Consider the following 16993-nt stretch of genomic DNA (forward strand, 5'->3'; position numbering starts at 1 on the left):
GCATTTTACCCGAGGGCCACCGGCTCCGCCCAGTCAATCACGACGCATATCATCGAGGTGCCCCGTGGTACAACGTTCCAAAAGCAGCGCAAACTGGCTGCGAGAGCATTTTAACGACCCTTTTGTGAAGCAGGCGCAGAAGGATGGCTACCGCTCGCGTGCGAGCTACAAACTGCTGGAGATCCAGGAGAAAGACCGCCTTATTCGCCCAGGCATGAGTGTAATCGACCTTGGCGCGGCGCCCGGTGGCTGGTCGCAGGTGACCAGTCGTCTGATTGGTGGCCAGGGCCGGTTGATCGCATCCGACATCCTGGAAATGGACTCGATCCCTGACGTGACCTTCATCCAGGGTGATTTCACCGATGACGCAGTGCTCCAGCAGATTCTGGAGGCGGTCGGTGATTCGCATGTAGACCTTGTGATTTCCGACATGGCCCCCAATATGAGTGGTACGCCCGAAGTGGACATGCCGCGCGCCATGTTCCTCTGCGAGCTGGCGCTGGATCTGGCAACCCGCGTGTTGAAGCCTGGCGGTGATTTTCTGATCAAGATTTTCCAGGGCGAAGGCTTCGATATGTACCTGAAGGATGTGCGCACCAAGTTCGACAAGGTACAAATGCGCAAGCCGTCCTCCTCGCGGGACCGTTCCCGTGAGCAGTACCTGTTGGGCAAAGGTTTCAAAGGCGTTTGAAAAACGTGCTGCGGGTGGTCGATAGTTATTTCCAATCGGCCCTCCCGTCTGGATCGTCCGAACTTCGTGTAGTCTAGCTTCACAAAGGGTTACAGACGGTGCCTGCGGCTGCGTAGGTAATGTAGTAAGTTAGGGCGATGAATATCATGCGAGGCACGGCTGCGTCGTGCGCCGGCCTCAGAGGGTAGCGAATTGAACGACATGGCAAAGAATCTGATCCTGTGGTTGATCATCGCAGCTGTCCTGGTGACAGTGATGAACAACTTCTCCAGCCCTAACGAGCCGCAGACCCTCAACTACTCCGACTTCATCCAGCAGGTCAAGGATGGCAAGGTCGAGCGTGTGACCGTCGACGGCTACATCATTACCGGCAAGCGCGCCGATGGCGACAACTTCAAGACTGTTCGCCCGGCCATTACCGACAATGGCCTGATCGGCGACCTGGTCGACAACCACGTGGTCGTCGAGGGCAAGCAGCCTGAGCAGCAGAGCATCTGGACCCAGCTGCTGGTAGCGAGCTTCCCTATTCTGGTGATCATTGCCGTATTCATGTTCTTCATGCGCCAGATGCAAGGTGGCGCGGGCGGCAAGGGCGGCCCGATGAGTTTCGGCAAGAGCAAGGCGCGCCTGCTGTCCGAAGACCAGGTCAAGACCACGCTGGCTGACGTTGCAGGTTGCGACGAGGCCAAGGAAGAGGTTGGCGAGCTGGTCGAGTTCCTGCGCGATCCGGGCAAGTTCCAGCGCCTGGGTGGCCGCATCCCGCGCGGCGTGCTGATGGTCGGCCCGCCCGGTACCGGTAAGACCTTGCTGGCCAAAGCCATCGCGGGTGAAGCCAAGGTGCCGTTCTTCACCATTTCCGGTTCGGACTTCGTCGAGATGTTCGTCGGTGTGGGTGCCAGCCGTGTGCGTGACATGTTCGAGCAGGCCAAGAAGCATGCGCCGTGCATCATCTTCATCGACGAAATCGACGCCGTTGGTCGCCACCGTGGCGCCGGCATGGGCGGCGGTCACGACGAGCGTGAGCAGACCCTCAACCAGCTGCTGGTAGAGATGGATGGCTTCGAAATGAACGATGGCATCATCGTCATTGCCGCCACCAACCGTCCGGACGTCCTCGACCCGGCGCTGCTGCGTCCCGGCCGTTTCGACCGTCAGGTGGTGGTTGGCCTGCCGGACATCCGTGGTCGTGAGCAGATCCTCAAGGTGCACATGCGCAAGGTGCCGATCGGCGAGAACGTCAATCCGGCGGTCATTGCCCGTGGTACCCCAGGCTTCTCCGGTGCCGACCTGGCCAACCTGGTCAACGAGGCATCGCTGTTCGCCGCTCGCTCCAACAAGCGCCTGGTCGAAATGAAAGAGTTCGAGCTGGCCAAAGACAAGATCATGATGGGCGCCGAGCGCAAAACCATGGTCATGTCCGAGAAGGAAAAACAGAACACCGCTTACCACGAGGCGGGCCACGCCATCGTTGGTCGCCTGGTGCCTGAGCACGACCCGGTCTACAAGGTCTCGATCATCCCGCGCGGTCGTGCGCTGGGTGTGACCATGTTCCTGCCCGAGGAAGACCGTTACAGCCTGTCCAAGCGTGCCCTGATCAGCCAGATCTGCTCGCTGTACGGCGGCCGTATCGCCGAAGAGATGACCCTGGGCTTCGACGGTGTCACCACCGGTGCCTCCAACGACATCATGCGGGCCAGCCAGATCGCCCGTAACATGGTCACCAAGTGGGGCCTTTCCGAGAAGCTCGGCCCGCTGATGTACGCGGAAGAAGAGGGCGAGGTATTCCTCGGCCGCAGTGCCGGTAGCCAGCACGCCAGCGTTTCCGGTGAAACCGCCAAGCTGATCGACTCCGAAGTGCGCAGCATCATCGACCAGTGCTATGCCACTGCCAAGCAGCTGCTGACCGAGAACCGCGACAAGCTCGATGCCATGGCCGAAGCGCTGATGAAGTACGAGACCATCGACGCCGAGCAGATCGAAGACATCATGTCTGGTCGCACGCCGCGTGAACCGCGTGACTGGGATGACGACAAGACTTCGGGCACTCCTGCTGCTCAGAACGATCGTCCGGAATCGCCGATCGGCGGACCAGCGGCTCAACACTAAGGGCACTTATGAGCTCACAGCTGTACCCGACCCGGTTGCCTTGCGGCAACCGGGTTCTTGATTTGTCCCGTACCCATGTCATGGGTATTCTCAATATCACCCCCGACTCCTTCTCCGATGGCGGGCGCTTCAATCGGCGCGATGAAGCGTTGCGCCATGCCGAGGCCATGGTCGCGGCGGGCGCCACGCTGATCGATATCGGTGGCGAGTCGACCCGGCCCGGTGCCCGGGCGGTCTCCGTGACCGAAGAGCTGGAGCGGGTGGCGCCGATGGTCGAGGCCATCAACAGCCGCCTGGACGTGGTGATCTCGGTCGATACCTCTACGCCTGCGGTGATTCGTGAGTCGGCGCGCCTTGGTGCTGGCCTGATCAACGACGTGCGAGCTCTGGAGCGCGATGGCGCCCTGGATGCGGCAGCGGATACCGGTTTGCCGGTGTGCCTGATGCATATGCGCGGCGAGCCGGGGACTATGCAGGATGACCCGCATTACGAAGATGTCACCGCAGATGTGACGCGTTATCTTGAGCAGCGTATGGCAGCTTGCGCGGCGGCGGGCATTGGTGCGGAGCGCATCATTCTCGATCCGGGCTTCGGCTTCGCCAAGACGCTGGCGCATAACCTGAGCCTGTTCAAACATATGGAGGCGCTTTATCGCCTCGGGCGTCCGCTGCTGGTGGGCGTTTCACGCAAGAGCATGATCGGCCTGACGCTGGATCGTCCGGTCGCAGAGCGGTTGTATGGCAGCCTGGCGCTGGCGGCATTGGCCATGACCAAGGGGGCCAGTATCCTGCGCGTCCATGATGTGGCCGAAACCGTCGATGTCGTACGTATGATCGCTGCAGTACAGAACGCCGAATAAGAACATTGGAGTACCTATGAGCAGAAAATACTTTGGTACCGACGGCATCCGTGGCCGCGTCGGCGAATACCCGATCACTCCCGACTTCATGCTGAAGCTGGGTTGGGCTGCGGGCATGGCCTTCCGCAAGCAGGGCAATTGCCGCGTGCTGGTGGGCAAGGACACGCGTATTTCCGGTTACATGTTCGAATCGGCACTCGAGGCCGGCCTGTCCGCGGCAGGTGCTGACGTGCTGCTGCTCGGCCCGATGCCGACCCCGGCGATCGCCTACCTCACTCGCACCTTCCATGCCGAAGCAGGCATCGTCATCAGTGCTTCGCACAACCCGCACGATGACAACGGGATCAAGTTCTTCTCGGGCCAGGGCACCAAGCTGCCGGACGAGGTCGAGCTGATGATCGAAGAGCTGCTCGACCAGCCGATGACCGTGGTCGAGTCCGGCAAGCTGGGCAAGGTTTCCCGCATCAACGACGCCGCTGGCCGCTACATCGAATTCTGCAAGAGCAGTGTGCCGAGCAGCACCAGTTTCGAGGGGCTCAAGCTGGTGGTCGACTGTGCCCACGGCGCCACCTACAAGGTTGCGCCTAGCGTATTCCGTGAGCTGGGCGCCGACGTCACGGTGCTGCACGCGCAGCCCGATGGCCTCAACATCAACGAAGGCTGTGGCTCGACCCACATCGAATCGTTGCAGGCCGCGGTGCTTGTGGGTCATGCCGACCTGGGCATCGCCTTCGACGGCGATGGCGACCGGGTACTGATGGTCGACCACACCGGGGCCATCGTCGATGGCGACGAGCTGCTGTTCATCATTGCCCGCGACCTGCATGACCGCAATAAGCTGCAGGGTGGCGTGGTAGGTACGCTGATGAGCAACCTGGGCCTGGAGCTGGCACTCAAGGATCTGGGTATCCCGTTCGTGCGCGCCAAGGTTGGCGACCGCTACGTGATGGCCGAGTTGCTCGAGCGTGACTGGCTGTTGGGCGGGGAGAACTCCGGTCATGTGGTGTGCTGCAACCACACAACCACCGGTGACGCGATCATCGCCGCGCTGCAGGTGCTGATGGCCCTCAAGCGCCGTGGCGAGACCCTTGCTCAGGCCCGTCAGGCCCTGCGCAAGTGCCCGCAGGTGCTGATCAACGTACGTTTCGGCGCGAGCAAGGTCGACCCTCTGGAGCACCCTGCGGTGAAAGAGGCCAGTGCCAAGGTCACCGAGGACATGGCGGGTCGTGGGCGGGTGCTTCTGCGCAAGTCGGGTACCGAGCCGCTGGTGCGGGTGATGGTCGAAGGCGACGACGAAAGCCAGGTGCGCACGCATGCCGAGGCCCTGGCCAAACTGGTCGCAGAAGTTTGTATCTGAAAGAGGCTTGCCAGCGCAGATCGGGTTGGGTAAGATCTGCGCCCACTTTGACCGACGAGGTAAAGCATGCGTCGCCCTATGGTAGCTGGTAACTGGAAGATGCACGGTACCCGCGCCAGCGTCGCTGAGCTGATCCAGGGCTTGGGCAATATGCCCGTGCCGAACGGTGTTGAAGTTGCGGTGTTTCCGCCTGTCTTGTTCATCAATCAAGTAGTTGATGGCTTGCAAGGCAAGGGGATCATCGTCGGAGCACAGAATTCTGCTGTACAGCCCGAACAGGGCGCGCTGACCGGTGAAGTTGCACCTAGTCAGTTGGTTGAAGCAGGTTGCAAGTTGGTGCTGATTGGCCACTCCGAGCGCCGCCAGATCGTTGGCGAAAGTGACGAAGTGCTCAATCGCAAGTTTGCAGCGGCTCAACTTAGTGGTTTAATGCCGGTGCTCTGCGTAGGGGAGACCCTCGAGGAGCGCGAAGCAGGCAAGACACTCGAAGTTGTCGGGCGTCAACTAAGCAGTATCATCGATGCATTCGGTGTTAAGGCTTTTGCCAATGCTGTAATTGCCTATGAGCCTGTTTGGGCCATTGGTACAGGTTTGACAGCCTCGCCTCAGCAAGCCCAGGATGTGCATGCAGCCATCCGGGCGCAGTTGGCGGCCGAGGACGCCGAAGTTGCCGCGAATGTGCAGCTTCTATACGGCGGCAGCGTGAAGGCGGCCAATGCGGCCGAACTGTTCGGCATGCCGGATATCGATGGGGGGCTCATTGGTGGAGCGTCCCTGAACGCAGACGAATTCGGTGCAATTTGTCGCGCCGCAGGAAACTGAACAAATGCTGGAAACAGTCATCGTTGTTTTTCATCTGTTGGCAGCGCTGTCGCTTGTAGTGCTGGTTCTGCTGCAACAGGGTAAGGGTGCGGAAGCAGGTGCATCTTTCGGCGCAGGTGCTTCTAATACTGTGTTCGGAAGCCAGGGTTCTGCCACCTTCCTAAGTAAATTCACTGCTATACTTGCTGCCACTTTCTTTTTGACAGCACTTGGGTTAGGATACTTCGCGAAGCAACAAGCTCACCAGCTGAGCCAAGCGGGTCTCCCAGATCCGGCGGTCTTGGAAGTGAAACAGCCAAAGCCGGCAGTAAATGATGATGTACCGGTGCTCCAGGAGCAGAAGAGCGAAACCACCAACGCTGGTGATGTACCTCCTCCGACCGAAGAGCAGAAGTAACGGGTTTCAAGAAGTAGTATTGCCGAGGTGGTGGAATTGGTAGACACGCAACCTTGAGGTGGTTGTGCCCATAGGGTGTAGGGGTTCGAGTCCCCTTCTCGGTACCAATTAAAGCTTGAGAGCCCGCTTTAGCGGGCTTTCTTGTAGGTGGAGGTTAGATTGACCCAGCAATGGGTTCGGTCTTATACTTTCGCCCCAGCTTTGTCGCGGGGTGGAGCAGCTTGGTAGCTCGTCGGGCTCATAACCCGAAGGTCGTTGGTTCAAATCCAGCCCCCGCAACCAGCTATAGCGGAGCCCCTTTTCAGGGGCTTTTTGCTAGCCGAACAGTTTTCGGCGCCGTTGTCCTACGGCGCTTTCAGGGATGGGCGCTTCGCCCATTTTTTATTTGCACAGCATGCACGAGGGGGTTCAGGTGTCGAGCAAGCTAGAACAGTTGCAGGCCTTGTTGGCCCCGGTGGTCGAGGGTCTGGGCTATCAGTGCTGGGGGATCGAGTTCGTATCCCAGGGTAAGCATTCGGTATTGCGCATCTATATTGACAAGGAAGGCGGCATCCTGGTGGACGACTGCGAAGCAGTCAGTCGTCAGGCCAGTGCCATCCTCGATGTCGAAGATCCGATCAGCAGTGAATATACCCTTGAGGTGTCCTCACCAGGCATGGATCGCCCGCTGTTCACTCTGGAACAGTTTGCCTCGCATGCCGGCGAACAAGTGAAGATCAAGCTGCGTACGCCCTTCGAAGGTCGTCGTAATTTCCAGGGCCTTCTCCGCGGTGTGGAGGAACAGGACGTTGTGGTCCAGGTGGACAATCACGAATTCCTGTTGCCGATCGACTCGATCGACAAGGCCAATATTATTCCCAGTTTTGACTGAGACGTGCCGGGCCCGGCGGACTTTCCGGGCCCAATGGCTTGCGCAAGGCGAGGCGTACGATGAGCAAAGAAGTACTGCTGGTTGTTGAATCGGTATCCAACGAAAAGGGTGTACCGCCCGGCGTCATTTTCGAAGCGCTGGAAGTGGCCCTGGCCACTGCAACCAAAAAACGTTTTGAGGACGAAGTCGACCTGCGTGTGGAAATCAACCGCCACACCGGTAGCTACGAAACCTTCCGTCGCTGGACTGTGGTCGACGAAGCCGATCTGGACGATCCGGCCATCGAGACCTGGTTGGCGAAGATTCACGAGACCCACCCTGAGGCCAAGGTGGGTGATGTGATCGAAGAGAAGATCGAGTCCATCGAATTCGGTCGTATCGCCGCCCAGACCGCCAAACAGGTGATCGTGCAGAAGGTCCGTGAGGCCGAGCGCGCCCAGGTGGTCGACGCCTACCGCGAGCGTGTGAACGAGATCATCTCGGGCACCGTCAAGAAGGTCACCCGCGACAACGTCATCGTCGACCTGGGCAACAACGCCGAGGCGCTGCTGGCTCGCGAAGACATCATTCCACGTGAGACCTTCCGGGTTGGCGTGCGCCTGCGTGCGCTGCTCAAGGAAATCCGCACCGAGAACCGCGGTCCTCAGCTGATCCTGTCGCGCACCGCGCCGCAGATGCTGATCGAACTGTTCCGTATCGAAGTGCCGGAAATCGCTGAAGGCCTCATCGAAGTCATGGCCGCATCCCGTGATCCGGGATCGCGTGCCAAGATCGCCGTCCGCTCCAAGGACAAGCGCATCGACCCGCAAGGTGCCTGTATCGGCATGCGCGGTTCGCGCGTCCAAGCCGTATCCGGCGAGCTGGGTGGTGAGCGTGTGGATATCGTCCTGTGGGACGAGAACCCGGCGCAATTTGTCATCAACGCCATGTCGCCGGCCGAAGTCGCGGCGATCATCGTTGATGAAGATGCCCATGCCATGGACATCGCTGTTGCCGAGGACAACCTGGCCCAGGCCATTGGCCGTGGCGGTCAGAACGTTCGCCTGGCCAGTCAGTTGACCGGCTGGACCCTGAACGTGATGACCGAAAAGGACATCCAGGCCAAGCAGCAGGCCGAAACCGGTGACATCCTGCGCAATTTCATCGAAGAACTGGAAGTCGACGAGGAGCTGGCCCAAGTGCTGGTCGACGAAGGCTTTACCAGCCTCGAAGAAATTGCCTACGTACCGTTGGAAGAAATGCTCAACATCGATGGCTTTGACGAGGACATCGTCAATGAGCTCCGCGCTCGAGCCAAGGACCGTTTGTTGACCAAGGCCATCGCTACCGAAGAAAAACTGGCAGACGCCCATCCGGCCGAAGACCTGCTCTCCCTTGAGGGCATGGACAAGGACCTGGCGGCGGAACTGGCGGTGCGCGGCGTGGTTAACCGCGAAGACCTGGCCGAGCAGTCGATTGACGACCTGCTCGACATCGACGGCATCGACGAAGAGCGTGCCGGCAAGTTGATCATGGCCGCCCGAGCCCACTGGTTCGAGTAATTAGGCGCGGCCTGAGGAGAGAAGTGCATGACGCAAGTCACGGTGAAAGAACTGGCCCAAGAGGTCGAGGCACCGGTAGAGCGCCTGCTGCAGCAGATGCGTGAGGCAGGTCTGCCGCACACCGACGCCGGTCAGGTAGTGACCGACAATGAGAAGCAGACTCTGCTGACTCATTTGAAGAGCAGCCACAAGAGCAAGGCGGAAGAGCCGCGCAAGATTACCTTGCAGCGCAAGACCACCAGCACCCTGCGTGTCGCCGGTAGCAAAAGCATCAGCGTAGAAGTACGCAAGAAGAAAGTATTCGTGCAGCGCAGCCCTGAAGAAATCCAGGCTGAGCAGAAGCGTGAGCAGGAAGAGCGCCGTGCGGCCGAAAACGCCGCGCGTGAGAAGGTCGAAGCTGATGTTCGCCAGCGCAACGAAGAGCAGGCTCGCCGTCAGGCGACCGATGCCCCTGCGGCTGCTCCTGCGCCGGCTGCCAAGGCTGAGCCGGCTCCTGCCGCCGCTCCGGCACCGGTAGTCGCCGAGGCGCCAGCGTCGGAAGACGCAGCCGCCCGCGCTGCCGAGCGCAAGAAAGACGAGACCCGTCGCAACGAAAACCGCACTCGCGATGACGACCGTCGTCGTGGCGAGGCGCCGCGTGTTTCGATCAAGGTCAAGGTCAAGGAGAAGGAAAAGGCTCCGACTCCACGTGCCGCTCCGCGCACTACCGATGAAGAGAGCGATGGCGCTCGTCGTGGTCGTGGTGGCAAGGGCAAGCTGAAGAAACGCAATCAGCATGGCTTCCAGAACCCGACCGGCCCCGTCATCCGTGACGTGACCATCGGCGAGACCATCACGGTCTCCGAACTTGCCAACCAGATGTCCGTCAAGGGCGCTGAAGTGGTCAAGTTCATGTTCAAGATGGGCACCCCGGTTACCATCAACCAGGTGCTCGACCAGGAAACCGCTCAGCTGATCGCAGAAGAGCTGGGCCACAAGGTCACCCTGGTCAGCGATACCGCCCTGGAAGACTCCCTGGCCGAATCGCTGAAATTCGAAGGCCAGACCGAGTCGCGTGCACCGGTGGTTACCGTCATGGGTCACGTTGACCATGGTAAGACCTCGCTGCTCGACTACATCCGTCGTGCCAAGGTTGCCGCTGGCGAAGCCGGTGGTATTACCCAGCACATCGGTGCCTACCACGTGGAAACCGACCGCGGCATGGTCACCTTCCTCGACACCCCGGGCCACGCAGCTTTCACTCAGATGCGTGCACGTGGTGCCAAGGCGACCGACATCGTCATCCTGGTGGTGGCGGCGGACGACGGCGTGATGCCGCAAACCCGCGAAGCCGTCCAGCATGCCAAGGCAGCTGGCGTTCCGCTGGTGGTCGCGGTGAACAAGATCGACAAGCCGGGTGCCGACCTCGATCGCATCCGTAACGAACTGGCCGTCGAAGGCGTGACCTCCGAGGACTGGGGTGGCGACACCCCGTTCGTCAAGGTTTCGGCGAAGATGGGTACCGGTGTCGACGAGCTGCTCGAAGCCGTTCTGCTGCAGGCCGAGATCCTCGAACTGACCGCTACTCCGACCGCTCCAGGTCGTGGTGTTGTCGTCGAATCGCGCCTGGACAAGGGCCGCGGCCCAGTGGCTACCATCCTGGTTCAGGACGGTACCCTGCGTCAGGGCGACATGGTCCTGTGCGGCTCCAACTATGGCCGCGTGCGTGCCATGCTCGACGAGAACGGCAAGCCTGTGAAGGAAGCTGGCCCGTCGATCCCGGTCGAGATCCTCGGTCTGGACGGTACGCCGGAAGCCGGTGACGAGCTGTCCGTGGTTGCCGACGAGAAGAAAGCCCGCGAAGTTGCCCTGTTCCGTCAAGGCAAGTACCGCGAGGTCAAGCTGGCCCGTGCTCACGCCGGCAAGCTGGAAAACATCTTCGAGACCATGGGTCAGGAAGAGAAGAAGACCCTCAACATCGTCCTCAAGACCGACGTGCGCGGTTCCCTGGAAGCACTGCAGGGTTCGCTCGGCGGCCTGGGCAACGACGAAGTTCAGGTTCGCGTGATCGGTGGCGGCGTCGGTGGTATCACCGAAAGCGACGCCAACCTGGCGCTGGCGTCCAACGCGGTGCTGTTCGGCTTCAACGTGCGTGCCGATGCCGGTGCGCGCAAGATCGTCGAGCAGGAAGGTCTGGATATGCGTTACTACAACGTGATCTACGACATCATCGAAGACGTCAAGAAAGCCCTGACCGGCATGCTCGGCAGCGATGTTCGCGAGAACATCCTGGGTGTCGCTGAAGTACGTGACGTGTTCCGTTCGCCGAAGTTCGGCGCCATCGCTGGCTGTATGGTCATCGAGGGTACCGTGTACCGCAACCGTCCGATCCGCGTACTGCGCGACGACGTGGTGATCTTCGAAGGCGAGCTGGAATCGCTGCGTCGCTTCAAGGACGACGCCTCCGAAGTGCGTTCGGGCATGGAGTGCGGTATTGGCGTCAAGAGCTACAACGACGTCAAGGTCGGCGACAAGATCGAAGTCTTCGAGAAAGTCCAGGTTGCTCGTACCCTTTAAGGGCGGGCATGGCGCCAACCCCCGTCGCAGGGCGGTGGGCGGCGCCTCAGAAGGCAGCGCCCGGTCAGGCTTCAGCTTGACCGGGCGTTTGCCGCTTTAAGTTACAGGTAGCAAGAATGGCCAAAGAATACAGCCGTACCCAACGTATCGGTGATCAGATGCAGCGCGAGCTGGCAGAACTGATCCGCCGTGAAGTCAAGGACCCACGCGTCGGTCTGGTGACCATCACCGCCGTGGACGTCAGCCGCGACCTCGGCCATGCCAAGGTCTTCATCACCGTCATGGGCGAAGAAACCCCTGACGCCGTGCAGCAGTCGCTCAAGGCACTGAACAGCGCCGCCAGCTTCCTGCGCCTGCACCTGGGCCGCTCGATGCAGCTGCGCAGCGTGCCGCAATTGCACTTCCACTTCGATGAAAGTGTCAGCCGTGGTGTACACCTGTCGGCACTTATCGAGCGTGCGGTGGCCGAAGACCGCCTGCACAAGGATACCGACGAGCTGGACACCAAGGAGTAAGCGGTGGCCCAGGTCAAACGTATCCGCCGCAACGTCAGCGGCATCATCCTGCTCGACAAGCCGCTGGGGTTCACCTCCAACGCTGCGCTGCAGAAAGTTCGCTGGTTGCTCAATGCCGAGAAAGCCGGGCATACCGGCAGCCTCGACCCGCTGGCCACTGGCGTGCTGCCACTGTGCTTCGGTGAAGCGACCAAGTTCTCGCAGTACCTGCTCGATTCCGACAAGGGTTACGAAACGGTCATGCAGCTGGGGCAGACTACCAGCACTGCGGACGCTGAAGGCGAAGTCCTGCAGACCCGCGAAGTGACCGTTGGTCGCGCCGACCTGGAAGCGGTTATCCCGCGTTTTCGGGGTGAAATCCTTCAAGTACCGCCGATGTACTCGGCGCTCAAGCGCGATGGCCAGCCGCTGTACAAACTGGCACGTGCAGGAGAGGTAGTGGAGCGCGAGGCGCGTTCTGTTACTATTGGTCGCTTGGAGTTGCTCGAGTGCGAAGGCACCCGTGCGCGACTGTCGGTCGGTTGCAGCAAAGGCACCTATATCCGCACCCTGGTGGAGGATATTGGTGAAGCCCTGGGCTGCGGCGCCTATGTCGCCGAGCTGCGCAGGACCCAGGCTGGGCCCTTCGTGCTGGCACAGACGGTCACCCTCGAGGAACTCGAGCAGGCCCACGCCGAAGGCGGCAACGAAGCGCTCGATCGCTTCCTGATGCCGTCCGACAGTGGGCTGCTGGACTGGCCGCTGGTCTGCCTGTCCGAGCACAGTTCGTTCTACTGGCTGCATGGCCAGGCAGTACGTGCACCGGATGCGCCGCAATTCGGCATGGTCCGGGTGCAGGATCACAATGGTCGCTTCATCGGTATCGGTGAAGTGAGCGAAGACGGGCGTATTGCGCCGCGTCGACTGATTCGGTCGGAATGACCGGAACCGCAGGTGGAGGCTTCGGCTGAAACCGGCGGGTACAAGGGTGGCTGTCAGTAGGCACGGTCACACCTTTTTTATTAATACAGGGTTTTGTCCCTGGCCTATTGGACCCCGGTAACGGGATCCGTTTAATCAGGAGTAGCCTCATGGCCCTCAGCGTTGAAGAAAAAGCTCAAATCGTTACCGACTTCCAGCAAGCTGCTGGCGACACTGGTAGCCCGGAAGTTCAGGTTGCTCTGCTGACCGCGAACATCAACAAGCTGCAAGGCCACTTCAAGGCCAACGGCAAAGACCACCACTCCCGTCGTGGCCTGATCCGTATGGTTAACCAGCGTCGTAAGCTGCTGGACTACCTGAAGGGCAAAGACACCACTCGTTACAGCGCCCTGATCGGTCGCCTGGGCCTGCGTCGCTAATAGCGGCCTGGTCAGTGGTGTGCATGGCGTGTCGCATGCTTCGGGAATGCTGCCTGGCAGCGTTTTCGTTGGACACGTCACGCGTATCTCCGAGGTTGGCAGCCTGGCAGTGCTGAGCGGATTTTCCGCTCGGCGCCAGGCTCCCAGCCTCGTGTTGTATCTGGACGGTCAATGGGGCCGATTCCCCGTTCTGCCCAAGAATTCGCAAGAAACCAGTTCCCCCAGAGCCACTGAAAAAGGTAGGAAACCGTGAACCCGGTAATCAAGAAATTCCAGTTCGGTCAATCGACCGTTACTCTCGAAACGGGCCGCATCGCCCGTCAGGCGACCGGCGCCGTGCTGGTGACCGTCGACAACGACGTGACCGTGCTGGTGACCGTGGTCGGCGCCAAGCAGGCAGACCCGGGCAAGGGCTTCTTCCCGCTGTCGGTCCACTACCAGGAAAAGACCTACGCCGCTGGCAAGATCCCTGGTGGCTTCTTCAAGCGTGAAGGCCGTCCTTCCGAGAAAGAGACCCTGACCTCGCGCCTGATCGACCGTCCGATCCGCCCGCTGTTCCCTGAAGGCTTCATGAATGAAGTCCAGGTCGTCTGCACCGTGGTTTCCACCAGCAAGAAGACCGATCCGGACATCGCTGCGATGATCGGTACCTCGGCTGCCCTGGCTATTTCCGGCATTCCGTTCGAAGGCCCGATCGGCGCTGCCCGCGTTGCTTTCCACGAAAGCACCGGCTACCTGCTGAACCCGACTTACGAGCAGCTGCAGGCTTCGAGCCTGGACATGGTCGTAGCCGGTACCGAATCCGCTGTACTGATGGTTGAATCGGAAGCCCAAGAGCTGACCGAAGACCAGATGCTGGGCGCCGTACTGTTCGCCCACGACGAATTCCAGTCGGTCATCCAGGCTGTCAAAGAGCTGGCTGCCGAAGCGGGCAAGCCGACCTGGGACTGGAAACCGGCCGTTGCCAACACCGAACTGTTCAACGCCATCCGCGCCGAATTCGGCGAGGGCGTTTCCCAGGGCTACACCATCACCGTCAAGGCCGACCGTTACGCGCGCCTGGGCGAACTGCGCGATCAGGCGATCGCCAAGTTCTCCGGTGAAGAAGGTCAGCCTTCGGCTGCTGAAGTCAAAGAAATCTTCGGCGAAATCGAATACCGCACCGTTCGCGAAAACATCGTCAACGGCAAGCCACGTATCGATGGTCGTGACACCAAGACCGTTCGTCCGCTGAACATCGAAGTTGGTGTTCTGCCGAAGACTCACGGTTCGGCCCTGTTCACCCGTGGCGAAACCCAGGCCCTGGTCGTCGCGACCCTGGGTACTGCCCGTGACGCCCAGCTGCTGGACACCCTCGAAGGCGAGAAGAAAGACCCCTTCATGCTGCACTACAACTTCCCACCGTTCTCGGTAGGCGAGTGTGGTCGCATGGGCGGTGCTGGCCGTCGTGAAATCGGTCACGGTCGTCTGGCCCGCCGTTCGGTTCAGGCCATGCTGCCTGCTGCCGACGTGTTCCCGTACACCATCCGTGTAGTGTCGGAAATCACCGAGTCCAACGGTTCCAGCTCCATGGCTTCGGTTTGCGGTGCATCCCTGGCCCTGATGGACGCCGGTGTACCGATGAAGGCACCGGTTGCCGGTATCGCCATGGGTCTGGTCAAGGAAGGCGAGAAGTTCGCAGTCCTGACCGACATTCTGGGTGACGAAGACCACCTGGGCGACATGGACTTCAAGGTAGCCGGTACCGCCAAAGGCGTCACCGCGCTGCAGATGGACATCAAGATCAACGGCATCACCGAAGAGATCATGGAAATCGCCCTGGGCCAGGCCCTGGAAGCGCGCCTGAACATCCTCGGCCAGATGAACCAGATCATTGGTCAGTCGCGTACCGAGCTGTCGGCCAACGCACCGACCATGATCGCGATGAAGATCGACACCGACAAGATCCGTGACGTCATCGGTAAAGGTGGCGCCACCATCCGCGGCATCTGCGAAGAAACCAAGGCCTCGATCGACATCGAAGACGATGGCTCGATCAAGATCTTCGGCGAAACCAAGGAAGCGGCCGAGGCAGCTCGCCAGCGCATCCTGGGTATCACCGCCGAGGCCGAGATCGGCAAGATCTACGTGGGCAAGGTCGAGCGCATCGTCGACTTCGGCGCCTTCGTCAACATCCTGCCTGGCAAGGACGGTCTGGTGCACATCTCCATGCTGAGCGACGCTCGCGTAGAGAAAGTGACCGACGTGTTGAAAGAAGGTCAGGAAGTCGAAGTACTGGTACTGGACGTGGACAACCGCGGCCGTATCAAGCTGTCGATCAAGGACGTTGCCGCAGCCAAGGCTTCGGGCGTCTAAGCGACTGACACGCAGTGAAAAAGGGCCCTTCGGGGCCCTTTTTTATTGGCCCTGCGGAACCTTTTGCGCACTTGCATCTTGCATGCAGGTTTACCGCGCGGATTGCAAAATGCACGACCAAGGACTTTGGCTGAATCAGCTAAGTCATTGATTTATAAGAAAACAAGCGAGGCGGAAAAGCTGGCACACGGCGTGCAACTACACTCTTACCTGCCGCCACGAGACACGGCGCAGACCTTTCGAATAACAGGAGTGACCCACATGAAGAAGTTCGCCATTGCTGCCGCTACTGCTACCGCTCTGACCCTGACCATGGCTAACGCGGCTTTCGCCCAGCAGTCCACCCAGGCCCCGATGACACTGGCAGCCGGTGAGATGACCGAAGCCAAGGAAGCGACCTCCGACACCTGGATCACCACCAAGGTTAAATCGGACCTGATGACTGAAAAAGGCATCCCAGGTACTGACATCAAGGTCGAGACCAACAAAGGCGTGGTTTCGCTCTCTTCGGATACTGCCGTTACCAAGTCTCAAAAAGAGACCGCGGTTGCGATCACCAAGAAGATCAAAGGTGTTCAGGCCGTTTCGGCTGACGGCCTGAAAACCGAATAAGGGATGTCCCGTCGGCCAAAAGGATTTGGCCACCACTTCAAAAAAGCCCCGGCCTTGGCCGGGGCTTTTTCATCAAGCTCAATTCACCGGGTTACGCGCTATCACATCACTTTCGAAGCATTCCTGCTCAAGTATCAGGGGTTCGACCAATGGTCGGCTGTCGCGAAAGTGCGCCGTGTGGGTATGCGCTTCATAGGCCTCATCGTCGCGGTAGATCTCGTAAAGGTAGATCACATCGGCATCAACCCGGTCCTGGCAAACATCGAACACCAGGCAACCGGGCTCGCTGGCCACCGAGGCCGCGGCATTGACGTTGATTGCAGCAAGAAAGGCTTCGGCGCAGCCGGGTTTCACGCGAGTCTTGATGAACAGGCTGTACACAAGTGGCTCCTTTTGTTTTAAATTCAGTTTTGAATTGTATACAAAAATGGAGCCGCGCCAATGTCCGAATTACCTGCACGCCCGGGTCGCCTAAACGGCCTGCGTCATATCGCCTTGCTGGTGCCCAACTTGGAGGAGTGCGAGCGCTTCTATGTCGATGTACTGGGCATGGAGGTGCTGAACCGGGCCAACGAGGATCTGGTGTACCTGACTTGCGGCAACGACAACCTGTCGCTGGGGCGGGGTGCGGGGGCGGCCAATGGGCTGCAGACCCTGGACCATTATGGGTTCATCGTCGACAGCGTCGAGGAGCTGGAGGCTTGGTATCAGTACTTCAAGGCGCATGGGGTGACCCTGCTAGATCGTCCCTTCAACCATGGTGATGGGGCGCGCAGCTTCCATTTGCTGGACCCTGCCGGGAACAAGGTGCAGCCCTTGTATCATCCGGCGGTGTCGGGGCAGCGCCTGGTCTGAAATTGTCAGCGACCCTATCGCCGGGGGGGGGGGGGGGGGGGGGGGGGCGCGGCGGGGGGGGGGGGGGGGGGGGGGGGGTGTGTGGGGGGGGGGGGGGGGGGGGGGGGGGGCCGCG

At 60.3% G+C, this 16993-nt stretch carries 16 protein-coding genes and 2 tRNA genes; 17 read left to right on the forward strand and 1 reads right to left on the reverse strand.

Annotated features, from left to right (window positions below):
* Positions 1-64 precede the first annotated feature (64 nt).
* The 16 genes from rlmE (at position 65) to ACIPZB_RS22535 (ending at position 16023) form a co-directional block, all read left to right on the forward strand.
* Entirely contained in the window at positions 65-691 is a 627-nt protein-coding gene (rlmE, locus tag ACIPZB_RS22460) for a 23S rRNA (uridine(2552)-2'-O)-methyltransferase RlmE (RefSeq protein ID WP_008098904.1), read from the forward strand.
* A gap of 201 nt (positions 692-892) precedes the next feature.
* Positions 893-2797, forward strand: a complete 1905-nt coding sequence (gene ftsH / locus ACIPZB_RS22465) for an ATP-dependent zinc metalloprotease FtsH (protein ID WP_043274065.1) — start codon at positions 893-895, stop codon at positions 2795-2797.
* A gap of 8 nt (positions 2798-2805) precedes the next feature.
* Entirely contained in the window at positions 2806-3657 is an 852-nt protein-coding gene (folP, locus tag ACIPZB_RS22470; RefSeq protein WP_008098908.1) for a dihydropteroate synthase, read from the forward strand.
* Between the two features lie 16 nt (positions 3658-3673).
* Positions 3674-5014, forward strand: a complete 1341-nt coding sequence (glmM, locus tag ACIPZB_RS22475) for a phosphoglucosamine mutase (protein WP_400642723.1) — start codon at positions 3674-3676, stop codon at positions 5012-5014.
* A 66-nt stretch (positions 5015-5080) separates the two neighbouring features.
* Complete coding sequence (gene tpiA, locus ACIPZB_RS22480; RefSeq protein ID WP_400642724.1) at positions 5081-5836, forward strand: triose-phosphate isomerase; 756 nt, start codon at positions 5081-5083, stop codon at positions 5834-5836.
* 4 nt (positions 5837-5840) lie between these two features.
* A complete protein-coding gene (secG, locus tag ACIPZB_RS22485) occupies positions 5841-6233 on the forward strand; it encodes a preprotein translocase subunit SecG (RefSeq protein ID WP_400642726.1) in 393 nt (130 codons plus the stop codon).
* Positions 6234-6254: 21 nt separating this feature from the next.
* Positions 6255-6340: transfer RNA gene (locus ACIPZB_RS22490), tRNA-Leu, on the forward strand.
* A gap of 98 nt (positions 6341-6438) precedes the next feature.
* Positions 6439-6515 (forward strand) — tRNA-Met (locus ACIPZB_RS22495).
* A 130-nt stretch (positions 6516-6645) separates the two neighbouring features.
* Positions 6646-7104: a ribosome maturation factor RimP gene (rimP, locus tag ACIPZB_RS22500; RefSeq protein ID WP_043274067.1), complete on the forward strand. Its 459-nt coding sequence runs from the start codon at positions 6646-6648 to the stop codon at positions 7102-7104.
* Positions 7105-7163: 59 nt separating this feature from the next.
* Positions 7164-8645, forward strand: a complete 1482-nt coding sequence (gene nusA / locus ACIPZB_RS22505) for a transcription termination factor NusA (protein WP_008098919.1) — start codon at positions 7164-7166, stop codon at positions 8643-8645.
* A 27-nt stretch (positions 8646-8672) separates the two neighbouring features.
* Positions 8673-11201 carry a translation initiation factor IF-2 gene (gene infB / locus ACIPZB_RS22510; RefSeq protein WP_400642728.1) on the forward strand — a complete coding sequence of 843 codons (2529 nt, stop codon included), beginning with the start codon at positions 8673-8675 and terminating at the stop codon, positions 11199-11201.
* Between the two features lie 116 nt (positions 11202-11317).
* Entirely contained in the window at positions 11318-11716 is a 399-nt protein-coding gene (gene rbfA, locus ACIPZB_RS22515) for a 30S ribosome-binding factor RbfA (protein ID WP_008098923.1), read from the forward strand.
* Between the two features lie 3 nt (positions 11717-11719).
* Entirely contained in the window at positions 11720-12637 is a 918-nt protein-coding gene (gene truB / locus ACIPZB_RS22520; RefSeq protein WP_400642730.1) for a tRNA pseudouridine(55) synthase TruB, read from the forward strand.
* A gap of 149 nt (positions 12638-12786) precedes the next feature.
* Positions 12787-13056, forward strand: coding sequence for a 30S ribosomal protein S15 (gene rpsO, locus ACIPZB_RS22525; RefSeq protein ID WP_012274241.1), 270 nt, complete (start codon positions 12787-12789; stop codon positions 13054-13056).
* A 249-nt stretch (positions 13057-13305) separates the two neighbouring features.
* Positions 13306-15411: a polyribonucleotide nucleotidyltransferase gene (gene pnp / locus ACIPZB_RS22530; RefSeq protein WP_400642732.1), complete on the forward strand. Its 2106-nt coding sequence runs from the start codon at positions 13306-13308 to the stop codon at positions 15409-15411.
* Between the two features lie 261 nt (positions 15412-15672).
* Positions 15673-16023, forward strand: coding sequence for a BON domain-containing protein (locus ACIPZB_RS22535; RefSeq protein ID WP_008098929.1), 351 nt, complete (start codon positions 15673-15675; stop codon positions 16021-16023).
* Positions 16024-16101: 78 nt separating this feature from the next.
* Here ACIPZB_RS22535 and ACIPZB_RS22540 read toward each other — a convergent pair whose 3' ends face one another.
* Positions 16102-16404 carry a putative quinol monooxygenase gene (locus ACIPZB_RS22540; RefSeq protein WP_400642734.1) on the reverse strand — a complete coding sequence of 101 codons (303 nt, stop codon included), beginning with the start codon at positions 16402-16404 and terminating at the stop codon, positions 16102-16104.
* A 60-nt stretch (positions 16405-16464) separates the two neighbouring features.
* Here ACIPZB_RS22540 and ACIPZB_RS22545 point away from each other — a divergent pair, with 60 nt between their 5' ends.
* Positions 16465-16878, forward strand: coding sequence for a VOC family protein (locus ACIPZB_RS22545; protein WP_010955354.1), 414 nt, complete (start codon positions 16465-16467; stop codon positions 16876-16878).
* Positions 16879-16993: the final 115 nt, after the last annotated feature.

Origin of the sequence: Pseudomonas sp. NPDC089396 (assembly GCF_044749545.1) — a bacterium.
GTDB lineage: Bacteria > Pseudomonadota > Gammaproteobacteria > Pseudomonadales > Pseudomonadaceae > Aquipseudomonas.

Coding starts and splice junctions, on each gene's coding strand:
- ftsH (WP_043274065.1), top strand. CDS start 893: ATGGCAAAGAATCTGATCCTGTGGTTGATCATCGCAGCTGTCCTGGTG.
- folP (WP_008098908.1), top strand. CDS start 2,806: ATGAGCTCACAGCTGTACCCGACCCGGTTGCCTTGCGGCAACCGGGTT.
- glmM (WP_400642723.1), top strand. CDS start 3,674: ATGAGCAGAAAATACTTTGGTACCGACGGCATCCGTGGCCGCGTCGGC.
- tpiA (WP_400642724.1), top strand. CDS start 5,081: ATGCGTCGCCCTATGGTAGCTGGTAACTGGAAGATGCACGGTACCCGC.
- secG (WP_400642726.1), top strand. CDS start 5,841: ATGCTGGAAACAGTCATCGTTGTTTTTCATCTGTTGGCAGCGCTGTCG.
- nusA (WP_008098919.1), top strand. CDS start 7,164: ATGAGCAAAGAAGTACTGCTGGTTGTTGAATCGGTATCCAACGAAAAG.
- infB (WP_400642728.1), top strand. CDS start 8,673: ATGACGCAAGTCACGGTGAAAGAACTGGCCCAAGAGGTCGAGGCACCG.
- rbfA (WP_008098923.1), top strand. CDS start 11,318: ATGGCCAAAGAATACAGCCGTACCCAACGTATCGGTGATCAGATGCAG.
- rpsO (WP_012274241.1), top strand. CDS start 12,787: ATGGCCCTCAGCGTTGAAGAAAAAGCTCAAATCGTTACCGACTTCCAG.
- ACIPZB_RS22535 (WP_008098929.1), top strand. CDS start 15,673: ATGAAGAAGTTCGCCATTGCTGCCGCTACTGCTACCGCTCTGACCCTG.
- ACIPZB_RS22545 (WP_010955354.1), top strand. CDS start 16,465: ATGTCCGAATTACCTGCACGCCCGGGTCGCCTAAACGGCCTGCGTCAT.